The sequence below is a fragment of the Cytobacillus sp. FSL W8-0315 genome, from assembly GCF_038002905.1.
GTDB classification, from domain to species: Bacteria; Bacillota; Bacilli; order Bacillales; family Cytobacillaceae; genus Cytobacillus; species Cytobacillus pseudoceanisediminis.
On sequence record NZ_JBBOOC010000001.1, the window covers coordinates 3542754 to 3554888 of the forward strand.

The window sequence follows — 12135 nt, forward strand, 5'->3', positions numbered from 1 at the left end:
TCCGTCCACATCCTTTCAAGATTATTTTAATGGCCGTTCATGATAAAATCAAAAATGAGGAAGGGTTTTTCCGATAACTTTTGAATATAGTTAATAAATGAATGACAGTTTTGCTGTAAAGGAGGCTATAAGATGAAGACATACAAAAACAGAAATGATGTTCCGCTAAATGAAAAATGGAATCTGGAAGACATTTATTCCAGTTTGGAAAAATGGGAGGAAGATTACCAGAGGATTGAACAATTAGCTGATAAGCTGAAGACCTTTGATGGGCAGATTCAAGATGGTTATTCCCTGTATCAATATCTTGAGCAAAAAGAAAAACTTTCTTACATATTTAATAAGCTATATGCATATGCGATGCTAAAAACAGATGAAGACACACGGGTGTCTGATTCACAGGCTTTTGTGGACAGGGCAAAGCAATTAGGCGTTAAAATCAGTTCTTCCACTTCTTTTTTTATGCCTTTTCTTTTAAGTCTGGATGAAGAAACCCTAAAAAGCTATATTGCTGAGGAAAAGGGCTTGAAATACTTTGAGGAAGATCTGCTCGAATCTTTCCGCTATAAGCCTCATGTCCTTAATAAGGACCAGGAAGAAATTCTGTCCCGCCTTGGCGAAGCACTTTCGGTTCCAAGTCATACATTTGGAATGATGAATAATGCTGATATAAAGTTTGGCGATGTAACAAAAGACGATGGCGAAAAGGTTGAACTGACACGCGGCATGTATGCAAAAATTATGGAAGAGGAAGACCGGGAAAAGAGAAAAGAAGCGTATAGGGCCTATTACCAGCCTTATGTGCAGCTAAAGAATTCCATTGCTTCCACCCTTTCTGCTGCGATAAAAAACAATGTGAGCATGGCCAAAATCCGGAATTATCCTTCAGCCCTTGAAAAAGGATTATTTGGAGATAAGGTGCCCAAGGAAGTATATGTAAATCTTATTGAGACCACTAAAAAAAATATCGGGGCAATGCATCAGTATACCAGGATCCGCAAGAAACAGTTAGGCCTTGACGAGCTGAGGCAATATGATTTGAGTGTTCCATTAGCAGAGGGTGTAAAACCTGATATATCATATGAAGAAGCTTATGAAACGATGTGTAAAGCATTGGAGCCTCTTGGAGAGGATTATATTAATATTCTCAAGGAGTTTAAGTCAGGGCGCTATATTGATGTGCGGGAAACTCCAGGGAAGCGGTCAGGGGCGTATAACCTGGGCATCTACGGCGTTCATCCCTATATCCTCCTGAATCACCGGGATGATCTGGACAGCCTTTTCACACTTGCACATGAATGCGGACATGGTGTCCACAGTAAGCTGAGCTCTCAGCACCAGCCGCAGATTACCGCCCGATATAGCATCTTTGTAGCGGAAGTGGCTTCAACAGTAAACGAAGTGCTGCTGATTAATTATTTGCTGAACAGGGAAAAGGATAAACAAGTCCGCAGGCATCTCCTTAATCATTTTATTGATCAGTTTAAAGGAACCTTCTTCACTCAAGTCATGTTTGCTGAATTTGAGATGAAAACGCACGAATTAGCTGAAAAGGGAGAACCGCTTAACGCTGAAGTTTTCAGCGGAATCTATGAACGCTTATTCCGCGAATATAATGGGGATGAAATAGTCTTTGATGAAGAGGTAAAATTCGGCTGGGCTAGGATCCCTCATTTTTACCGTCCATTTTATGTTTATAAGTACGCTACCGGATTTGCGTCTGCCATTCATTTGGCAGCGAAAATTCTTGAAGGGGACAAAGAAACGCTGCAAAGCTATCTTGAGTTCTTAAAAAGCGGAAGTTCCGATTATCCGCTTGAGCTGTTAAAGAAAACCGGAGTGGATCTGACTTCCCCATATCCAATTGAAAACTCACTTCGGAAATTCAGAGAACTTGTAGAAGAATTCGGAAACCAATAGAAGAATCCGGCCTGTTTCTTGCCTTAGAAACAGGCTTTTTTACTGTCATAATTAAAAGAACAGCTAGCTGAAATACAATTAATGGACAGGATGAAATATTCCTGCAATAATTGATGCAAACTTTAATTAAAACGAAGATAGTGCAAATATAATTGTGAAGGATGAAAGGATGAAAGTAATACTGGCAAGCCCAAATTTTCACCAGGCAAGAGGAAATACGGTTACCGTTCAGCGTATTTCTGATGGACTTAATAAGCTTGGCATCGAGACTAAAATCATTAATATCACAAACGATTACGAATTCACTTACCTGCCAAAAGCTGATATTGTGCATGGCTTTAACGCTTACAGGTTTGGCCAATTTATTAAAAGGCTTGCTAAAAGGCCTGAAAGATATGTCGTAACCATGACAGGGACGGACTTAAATATCGATCTTTATGATCCGGAAAAAAAAGCCGTTGTTTCGGAAACCATCCTCCATGCCGAAGCTATACACGTATTTGATGATGAAGCCAAGCTGGTACTCTCAAAAGAACTTCCCGAAGCAAGAGATAAAATCAGCGTTATCCATCAGGGCACTGTAATATTTCCTGAACCTGGAGGTGATTATAAGAAAGAACCTGGCACTTTTTTATTTTTGCTGCCGGCAGGGATCCGCAAGGTGAAAAATATTCCTTTTGCCATAGAAAAGCTTAAAATCATTTACGAAAAAAATCCTGAGATACGACTTTGGCTGGCGGGCCCTATTATTGAAGAAGAAGAGGGGTATATTGTAAAGTCCCTTGCAGAAGAGAATAAAGAGTGGATTCAATATCTTGGTCAAATCCCCCATCATCATATGGGGGAACTATACAGGCAAGCTGATGCCGTATTGAATACATCCCATTCTGAAGGCCAGCCTGCTGCTATTTTAGAAGCAATGGGATATTGCCTTCCAGTACTTGCAGCCAATAACCTGGGAAATCGAAATATCATTGACCATCAGGAAACCGGTTTAATCTATACAAATCCGGTCGAATTTCTTGATTATGCAGACAAACTAGTGAATAATTACGAGTTGAGGATAAAATTGGGGCGTGCTGCCAAATTCTATGTTGAATGCAGCCATTCTTCAGAATATGAAGCTAAAACACTTCAAAAAATGTACAAAACCATTTTAGAAAAGTCCCAAGTAAATAATCATAGGCAAGGAGAGAGAAATATGTCGAGAGAAGAAATCATAAAACTAACTTCTTTATCTACAAAAGGCGGCTGAGGATGCAAAATTGGTCCTGAAGACCTGGCGCAGGTTCTGCGTCATTTGCCAAAGTCTGTACCTGACCCCAACCTTTTAGTAGGACTGGATACTTCTGATGATGCAGGTGTATATAAAATAAATGATGAAACTGCCCTGGTGCAGACACTTGATTTCTTTACTCCTATCGTGGATGACCCGTATATGTTCGGGCAGATTGCCGCAGCCAATTCACTTAGCGATATTTACGCTATGGGCGGAAAGCCGATAACCGTTATGAATATTGTAGGTTTTCCAATCAGCAAATTGGATAAAAACATCCTTGCAGACATTCTGGCTGGCGCATCCGATAAAGTTAGAGAATCCGGTGCTGTTTTAGTTGGAGGGCACTCCATTGATGACCAGGAGCCAAAATTCGGTTTATCTGTGACTGGAACAGTACATCCTGAACGAGTTAGAACAAATGCAGGAGCCAAACCTGGTGACAAACTGATTTTAACCAAGCCGATTGGCGTGGGCATTCTTACTCAAGCGATTAAAAGGGATATGCTGGATCAGGAAGGAATTGACCGTGTAATGGAAGTCATGGCTGCCTTAAATAAAGACGCAGCTGAAGCTATGGATAACTACCAGGTCAATGCCTGTACAGACATTACCGGTTTTGGCCTTCTAGGCCACGCAATGGAGATTGCGGAAGGAAGCGGCACAGGCATTACCATTGAAAGCAAAGCCGTTCCAATCCTTCCAAAAACAAGAGAGCTTGCTGAACAGAATATTATTCCTGGAGGCTCCAAAAAGAATCATAAATGGCTGTCCGGCCGGATTCAATATGAAAATATTGATGATGTGGACCAGGTGATCCTTTGTGATGCCATCACTTCAGGGGGACTTTTAATAACCGTTCCTGAAACAGAAGCTGAATTGCTCCTTAAAGATCTTAAGGTAAAAGGAGTAGAATGGGCTTCCATCATTGGGACTGTCACAGATCAGAATCCTGGAAAGATTACTGTTATCTGAAAAAAGGACTCGAAAAGAGTCCTTTTTTACCTTTACAAAATTAAGGCTGTTTTCGTTAGAGTTTTTACTTGCAACTAAATCTAACAATAGAGTTGATTGTAGCGGAGGGCATTTGATCCTCGAAAATGCATCCGCATTTCTTCGTGCGGTGTTGATTCAGGGAAGTTTATTCAATGTCCTGCGGGAAGCCAGGGAAGTGAGAGGTGCAGGCGTAGCCGAAGAGGATCTCATCTCTCCCCGCGGGTTCGCTGCGTGCATGCAGCCAAAGATCAACGAACAATATTCACAAGCTAACCGACATTTTATAGCAATAGAGCCAAAATCAAAAACAAGGAAGTGCAAACATGAAAAAATTCTTAATGCTCATAACTATCTTTTCACTGATGCTTTTGTCAGCATGCGGCGGAAATGAAACAGATAACACAGACGGAAACGGAAAAGAACAATCGAAAGAAACGTTCACCATTGGGGTCATTCCAGTTCAAACAGAGGGATCCATGGAAGCTGCCATGGAGAAACTTCAGTCCACTTTATCTGAAAAACTCGATAGGGATGTAGCTGTCGAAGTATATCCGGATTATAACGGGGTAGTGGAAGCCATGAACTACGATAAAATTGATATGGCTTATTTCGGCCCGTTAACATATGTTGTTGCACATGAGAAGAGCGGCGCAAAAGCCATCATTACACAGCTGATTGATGGAGAGCCATTCTATTATTCATATATCATCACACATAAAGACAATCCATGGAATTCACTTGAAGATTTACTGAAAAACAGCAGTGAATCTGACTTTGCTTTCGGTGATATCAATTCAACTTCAGGATCTCTAATCCCATCCATTGAATTGAAGGACCGCGAAGTTTACAAATCAGAGGACGACCACAGCTTTAAGTCCGTCAGATTTACAGGCTCGCATGATGCTACTGCATTGGCAGTTCAAAATAAGCAGGTTGATGCAGGTGCGATCGACAGCGCCATTTACAATCAATTAGTGGATTCAGGAAAAGTAGATGGAGATCAGATTAAAACGATCTGGAAATCAGAAAAGCTTTTTCAGTACCCATGGGCTGTACATGAGAACACCGATGAAGAAACGATTAAAGCATTAAAAGAAGCATTTCTGGCGATTGAAGACCCGGAAATTCTGGATGCTTTCGGGGCAAGCGGATTTACAGAGGCAAGCAATGAAGATTATGAAAGCATCCGCCAGGCTGCCCTAAAAGAGGGACTTATTAAAGAATAGGGCTGATAAGATTGTGGTTTAAAAAACGCAGCATATTAACATATTTCGTGTTGGCTTTATTCGTTTATCTTAGCATGAGGCTAACGGAATTCGATTTATCGAAATTCAAAGACTTCCGCAATATGATTGACTTTCTGTCCCATTGGTTCCCGATGGATTTTTCTCTTCTTCCAAAGATACTTGAAGACAGTCTGGAAACATTGGCCATGGCTTTTTTGGGAAGCTTTTTCGGGCTTATCATCGGACTCCCCTTAAGCTTTATGGCAGCCAAAAACACGTCCGGCTCTAAACTTATTTACCATTTAACCAGAGTCGGCCTCAGCTTTGTCCGTTCCATCCCTGAAATTGTTTTCGGTCTGATTCTTCTTACGGCTCTTGGACTTGGTCCTTTTCCTGCTGTCCTGGCCATTATGTTTCATAATATTGGGGTTCTGGGAAAACTGATCTCAGAACTCATTGAAGCATCCGATCCCGGCCCGCAGGAGGCCATGAAAGCAGTTGGTGCTAAAAGCTGGTTTGCTTCCCTGTTCAGCATCCTGCCTCAAATATGGCCAAATGTATTGTCGAATTACTTCTACCGGTTTGAGGTTGCCATTCGAACTTCTCTTATATTGGGGTTTATTGGCGGTGGAGGTATTGGCCAGAGACTTTTTAATGATTTTAAAACATTCCAGTACAGTTCAGTTTCGCTCGATGTACTGGTTATAATGATCATCGTTGTTCTTGTGGATCTTTTCGGAAGCTATGTTAGGAACCGAGTGATATAAAGGAGGCCTGAAATGCTTGAGATTCGAAATATAACAGTCCGTTATCCCGGCATGAAGCATAATGCCCTGAATTCTATAAACCTGACCATTCATCCTGGTGATTTTGTTTGTGTGTTAGGTAAAAGCGGTGCTGGAAAATCCACTTTGATCCGCTGTTTAAACGGCTTGCAGACACCATCATCCGGGGAAATCATCTGGGATGGCCAATCCTTTTCTGCACTGAGTGATGAACAGCTTCGAAAAATCCGCAGGGAGATGGGAATGATCTTTCAGCATTTTAATCTAATTCCCCGATTGACTGTACTGCAAAATGTTCTGACAGGCATGTTCGGCTTCAGGAGCAGCTTCAAGAATCTTATTGGATGGTTCACAGATGAAGAAAAGGCACAGGCTAAACAAGTCATTGCAGAGGTGGGCTTAGCCGATTTTGCCGATCGCAGGGTCGAGCATCTTAGCGGAGGGCAAAAACAGAGAGTTGGCATTGCAAGGGCTCTCCTTCAAAATCCAAGTTTCCTTCTAGGCGACGAGCCTGTTGCAAGCCTGGATCCTGGAACTTCAGACCGGATATTCAGCTTGCTTCAGGAGATGCATGAGCGGCATAAGCTTCAAACCATTATTAATGTCCATGATGTTCAGTTAGCTAAACGATATGCAACCCGCATTATCGCTTTAAAAGATGGGGAAGTCGTTTTTGATGATAAACCAGAGCAGTTTACAGACGATATGTATGTATTTACATATGATGCAGAAAGTTATGGCGAGAAATCATATATCCGTTCTACTTAAAAAAGGAGGCAGAGGAAATGGCCAATTGTCCATGAGTTGTGGATAGCTCGAACGTCGTGTACGTTTCGAATGACCCTGATATCAAACTATTTAATGAGGGCCATGCATCCAAGAAAACAGTGGTGTTGACCTTTGATGATGGACCCGGTAGAGTTCTTCCGGAAATATTGGATATCTTGAAGAAAGAGAATGTTCCAGCTGTATTCTTCTGGCAATCCAGGCTTTTATACCCTCAGCGTCCGTGGAAAAGAGTCATAGAAGAAGGTCATCAGATAGGTACCCACTCTTCAAAGCATTCCAATTATGTTAATTTGAGTCCACATGAACAAGTCCAGGATCTCAGCAGCAGCAAAACTAAGATTGAGTCGATCATCGGCCAGGAAGTGAAGCTATTTCGGCCCCCATTTGGGCAGTACAATGAACACACTATAGCCGCAGCCAAACAGCTTGGGCTATCAACCATCATGTGGAGAATCTCGGCAATGGACTGGGAGCTAAAAGAACAGCCTGAACAAATTATCGCAAACGTCATAGAGAACCTGGAAGAGGGAGCGATCATTCTTTTGCATGAATTAACCCAGACTGTTGAAGCTCTCCCTGCTTTAATTGCTGAGATCCGAAATAAAGGCTATGAATTCAGTTTGCTCTAAAAAGTATCCTTGCGCAGGATACTTTTTTTGTGCAGTGAAAAAAGCAGTATTTTTTTAAAGCAGATTGATATATATTGTGGAGATAGGATGCCTATTAAGGGGGAGCTCCAGCTTGTTTACTAATATTGTGACTGAAAACGGGACTCTAAATGACCGTTACATTTTAAGAAGAGAGAACTTATATCAGGGAGCGAACGGCCGGTTTGTCGAGCGTTTTTTTATTGATGCGTCAAAAAGCTTTATTTTCAAACCTCTGACAAACAATACTCAGCTGGGAAAAGAAGTGTGGATTTTTGAAAATGTACTGTCAGAACTCCCGCTAAAGTTTCCAAAAATCCTGTCGTACTCCGTCCAAAACAAACTAAGCGATAATTGGATTATTTTAGAAGACCTTGGCACCATTACACATACATTTGATTCAAATATTGCACTGGAACTAACTGCATTAATGGCCAAATGGCACTCTCTGCCCGCTGAGCGGTTTTCCCATGCACAGCTGAAAGGTCCTAAACCGCCTATTGAGGAGATGGCAGACCAAATCCTGCAGAACAAAGAGAAAGTGTTTTCTATTTTCAAGTTACATAATATTTCAGATCGTTTAGGCAATAAAATTTTCAGCGCATTTACCAGTAAACCCTTTTCCACTGTGAGAGTTCTTTGCCATGGGGATTTGCACCAGGGGAATTATGGGTATGCGGGCGATAAGACGGTGGTTCTGGACTGGGAACATTGCCACATGAACACACCTTTTTGGGATTTGTTTCATTTAATCGATATTTCACATCCGGATTTCCCTAAGCCTAATAACCATACTATGCGAAATATGATTCTGGACTGTTATTGTAAAGAAATTCAAATTTCTGCTCCAGACAGGGAGAAGTTCAAACAGGAATATTATGTGTTTTCAGCTGTTTTTTCGGTTTGGATGATGATGCTAATACAATCAGATCTGGACAATCAGAGAGCGAAATGGACTCCAGAACAGCTGTCGAGGCAATTAAAAGAGACAATACACAATCTTGTTGAATGTGCAGAAGAAATCATTTAGAACGAAAGTCAGTTCATGCTGATTGACACAAATTGACTAATATGATATTTAAATATTGTTTAGCACTCTTAAGGTTTAAGTGCTAATGTAATGAAAATTTGAAAGGGGAGAGACTAACATGGAAACGAAACAGTTTAAGGCAGAATCCAAGAGATTATTGGAAATGATGATCAACTCCATTTACTCTCAAAGAGAGGTGTTCCTGAGGGAGCTTATTTCCAACAGCAGCGATGCGATCGATAAGATCTACTATAAAGCACTTACAGACGATTCCTTAACGTTTGACAAAGAGAGTTACTACATAAAGGTCGTTCCTGATAAGGAAAACAGAACATTAACAATCAAAGATACTGGCATTGGAATGACAAAGGAAGAGCTGGAAAATAACCTTGGCATCATTGCTAAAAGCGGTTCTCTCGCTTTTAAGAAAGAACAGGAGATTAAAGATGGCCATGATATTATTGGCCAATTCGGAGTAGGATTTTATGCGGCATTCATGGTCGCTGATGTTGTAACTGTGATCAGCAAAGCCCTTGGCAGTGAACAGGCCTACAAATGGGAATCACATGGGGCGGAAGGATATACGATTACGCCATGTGAAAAAGAGGCAGTCGGTACTGATATTATCCTTAAAATAAAAGAAAATACGGAAGATGAAAGCTTTGATGAATACCTCGAAGAGTACCGCTTAAAATCGATCATAAAGAAATACTCAGACTTCATCCGCTATCCAATTAAGATGGATGCAGAAATCAAAGAACCAATAGAAGGTGCTGAGAATGAATATAAAGAAAGCACCGAAGAGCAGACCATCAATAGCATGGTTCCGATTTGGCGGAAAAATAAAAGTGAACTGACAGACGAAGATTATGAAAAATTTTATCAGGAGAAGCATTATGGCTTTGACAAGCCGGTAAAGCATATCCATATTCATGTGGATGGCACAATCCGCTATAATGCAATTTTATATATTCCTGAGAATATTCCATTTGATTATTATTCAAAGGAATATGAAAAAGGCCTGGAGCTTTATTCAAATGGCGTATTAATTATGAATAAGTGCGGAGACCTTCTTCCAGATTATTTCAGTTTTGTAAAGGGGATGGTGGACTCTGAAGATTTATCACTTAACATTTCAAGAGAAATGCTCCAGCATGATCGGCAGCTGAAGCTCATTGCTAAAAACATCAGCAAAAAGATAAGAAACGAACTTCACAGCCTGATGAAAAATGAGCGGGAAAAATATGAACAATTTTATAAGTCGTTTGGAAGACAATTAAAATATGGTGTATACAGCGATTTCGGAACCCATAAAGAAATGCTCCAGGATTTATTGATGTTCTATTCTTCAAAAGAAAAGAAACTGGCATCACTTGATGAATATATATCAAGGATGAAGGATGACCAGAAATATATTTATTACGCAGCAGGAGAGTCACATGAAAGAATAGAAAAACTACCGCAAACTGAACTTTTGGCTGACAAGGGTTATGAAATACTATATTTTACAGAAGATATTGATGAGTTTGCCATTAAGATGCTTATGACCTATAAAGACAAGGAATTCAAGTCTGTATCAAGCGGCGATCTCGGCATAGAGAATGAGGATGAAAAGGTATCCGAATCAGAAGAAAAAGAACATAAGGAATTGTTCAGCAGCATGAAAGAAATTTTGTCAGGAAAAGTGACGGATGTACGAATTTCCAAAAGGCTTAAAAGCCACCCGGTTTGCTTGACAGCTGATGGAGAAGTTACCATTGAAATGGAAAAAGTCCTTAGCAGCATGCCGGATAATCAAGACGTAAAAGCAAATAAGGTTTTGGAAATCAATTCAAACCATGAAGTCTTCCAAGCCTTAAAAAATGCTTTAGAAAACGATAAAGAAAAATTAAATCTGTATACAAACCTCCTATATAACCAGGCTTTGCTGATAGAAGGCCTTCCGATCAGTGATCCTGTTGAGTTTACGAATGATATTTGCAAAGTAATGGTTTAACATACCGTTTTAACAGCCCGAATCAATCGGGCTGTTTTTTTGTACTCAATTATTTCTGGCGGAAAGTTCCTGCATAATTGAATTGAGAACCAGTCTGAAATTGGCTCTGGCTATTAAAAGGCTGCTGCATTGCTGAAAGACTTCCTCCAGCCATTTCTTGCCCAGTAAGCTGTCCCTGCATTTGATTGCAAATGTGTACGACTTCCTGGCATCGCTGAATGGCTAAGTCATGGCTTTGCAGGCTTTGTTCAATTAATTGGGCAGCCTGCTTTTCACGCTGAAGAATCTGCTCAAGCATCTGAATGTTCTGCTGTTCCTGCAGCATCATCATACGATATTGCTGGCTTCCTTGCTGTGTCTGCTGAATCAGCTGCTGAGCTAGCTGCCTGGCTTGATTTGCCTGCTGTACTCCATGTTGAGTTGTATGCATATTAACAGCCTCCTAATAATTATTCAGGGACATTTGCCCCTTTGATCTATTTCTCTTTGCCCATCACCTTCACACTAGAAAATTAAATCAATAAAAGGAATCTTTTTCTTAAATTGATGTACAGCTATATATGGGAATAATTTTTGTGCTAATAAACAAACTAACAATGTAAAGGAGGGAGATTATGCAGCATTTCAAGGCATTGGCTCTAAAATTTCTCGCAAGTGTTGTTCTCTTATATATCATTCTCGGAATATTCTTTGGAATGAGCTTTGTAAATGTATTTATAATAACAGCCATTCTGGGCATTACAGCTTATATCCTTGGTGACATGGTGATACTCCCAAGGAGCAGCAATATGATCGCAACGGCAGCCGACTTTGGATTGGCTTTTTTGCTCATTTGGTTTTTGAGTTCAATTCTAACCAATGGTGATAATCTTATTGCAATGTCAATAGCCGCAGCTCTTGGAGTCGCATTATTTGAATATCTATTCCACTTATATTTGCTTAGAAATATGACAGAAGCAAGTAATGAAAAAGGCACTATTAACCAAGGAAACCTTCGCTATAATACTGAAGTTTCCGAGGATTTAACACCTGTAAGACCGGATGTAAGAAGCGAAGAGGATAAATAACACATTCTGAAAACTCTTGGGAAGGGGATTATTATGTCAGTTTTCGTTTACCAGACATTTGAAGTGAAGCAGGACAATTTTGTTGAAGCGTTAAAAAACGTGAGAATGATCCAAAGCTACCGAAACGAGAATTATCAGCATGAGGTTGAGCTATTATCGCCCATTTCAGGACAAGACCATACCTATGCTTTTCTTTCCAAATATGAAGGTCTTGCTGAAATGGAGCTTCAAAACAGGAAGATGTTTGAAGATGAAGAATATAAAAAGCTAATCGAACAATTCTTCCTTGAGGATATTGTCCAGGGCAGCATGAACACACAGCTATTCAGATCTGTTACAGGATTAAAAAGCGACAGTTCAGAACAAAAGAAATAAATGCTTTGGCACCATCCTTTGCAGATTT

General features: G+C 40.4%; 11 protein-coding genes and 1 pseudogene. 11 read left to right on the top strand and 1 reads right to left on the bottom strand.

The genetic code is table 11. From position 1 onward, the window contains the following. Positions 1-132 precede the first annotated feature (132 nt). The 9 genes and pseudogenes from pepF to htpG all read left to right on the top strand — a co-directional run bounded on the left by pepF (position 133) and on the right by htpG (position 10665). Complete coding sequence (gene pepF / locus MKY20_RS18105) at positions 133-1920, top strand: oligoendopeptidase F (RefSeq protein WP_009334637.1); 1788 nt, start codon at positions 133-135, stop codon at positions 1918-1920. 406 nt (positions 1921-2326) lie between these two features. Next, positions 2327-3043 (top strand): annotated as a pseudogene (locus MKY20_RS18110) (glycosyltransferase); the annotation flags it as partial. A gap of 78 nt (positions 3044-3121) precedes the next feature. Next, entirely contained in the window at positions 3122-4171 is a 1050-nt protein-coding gene (gene selD / locus MKY20_RS18115; RefSeq protein WP_226280773.1) for a selenide, water dikinase SelD, read from the top strand. A gap of 344 nt (positions 4172-4515) precedes the next feature. After that, complete coding sequence (phnD, locus tag MKY20_RS18120) at positions 4516-5418, top strand: phosphate/phosphite/phosphonate ABC transporter substrate-binding protein (protein WP_009334640.1); 903 nt, start codon at positions 4516-4518, stop codon at positions 5416-5418. Positions 5419-5429: 11 nt separating this feature from the next. Further along, a complete protein-coding gene (phnE, locus tag MKY20_RS18125) occupies positions 5430-6185 on the top strand; it encodes a phosphonate ABC transporter, permease protein PhnE (RefSeq protein WP_019379953.1) in 756 nt (251 codons plus the stop codon). 12 nt (positions 6186-6197) lie between these two features. Beyond that, on the top strand, positions 6198-6971 hold the full coding sequence (gene phnC / locus MKY20_RS18130) for a phosphonate ABC transporter ATP-binding protein (RefSeq protein ID WP_009334642.1): 774 nt from the start codon (positions 6198-6200) through the stop codon (positions 6969-6971). 38 nt (positions 6972-7009) lie between these two features. Then, a complete protein-coding gene (locus tag MKY20_RS18135) occupies positions 7010-7621 on the top strand; it encodes a polysaccharide deacetylase family protein (protein ID WP_019379954.1) in 612 nt (203 codons plus the stop codon). A 112-nt stretch (positions 7622-7733) separates the two neighbouring features. Beyond that, positions 7734-8669 (top strand): phosphotransferase, encoded by a 936-nt coding sequence (locus tag MKY20_RS18140; RefSeq protein ID WP_251175504.1) that lies wholly within the window; start codon positions 7734-7736, stop codon positions 8667-8669. Between the two features lie 118 nt (positions 8670-8787). After that, positions 8788-10665 (top strand): molecular chaperone HtpG, encoded by a 1878-nt coding sequence (htpG, locus tag MKY20_RS18145; protein ID WP_251175505.1) that lies wholly within the window; start codon positions 8788-8790, stop codon positions 10663-10665. A 49-nt stretch (positions 10666-10714) separates the two neighbouring features. Here htpG and MKY20_RS18150 read toward each other — a convergent pair whose 3' ends face one another. After that, positions 10715-11095 (bottom strand): hypothetical protein, encoded by a 381-nt coding sequence (locus tag MKY20_RS18150; protein ID WP_019379956.1) that lies wholly within the window; start codon positions 11093-11095, stop codon positions 10715-10717. A gap of 184 nt (positions 11096-11279) precedes the next feature. Between MKY20_RS18150 and MKY20_RS18155 the strand changes: the two genes are divergently transcribed. Beyond that, positions 11280-11732, top strand: a complete 453-nt coding sequence (locus tag MKY20_RS18155) for a YndM family protein (RefSeq protein WP_251175506.1) — start codon at positions 11280-11282, stop codon at positions 11730-11732. A gap of 33 nt (positions 11733-11765) precedes the next feature. Next, positions 11766-12107 (top strand): hypothetical protein, encoded by a 342-nt coding sequence (locus MKY20_RS18160; RefSeq protein ID WP_009334648.1) that lies wholly within the window; start codon positions 11766-11768, stop codon positions 12105-12107. Positions 12108-12135: the final 28 nt, after the last annotated feature.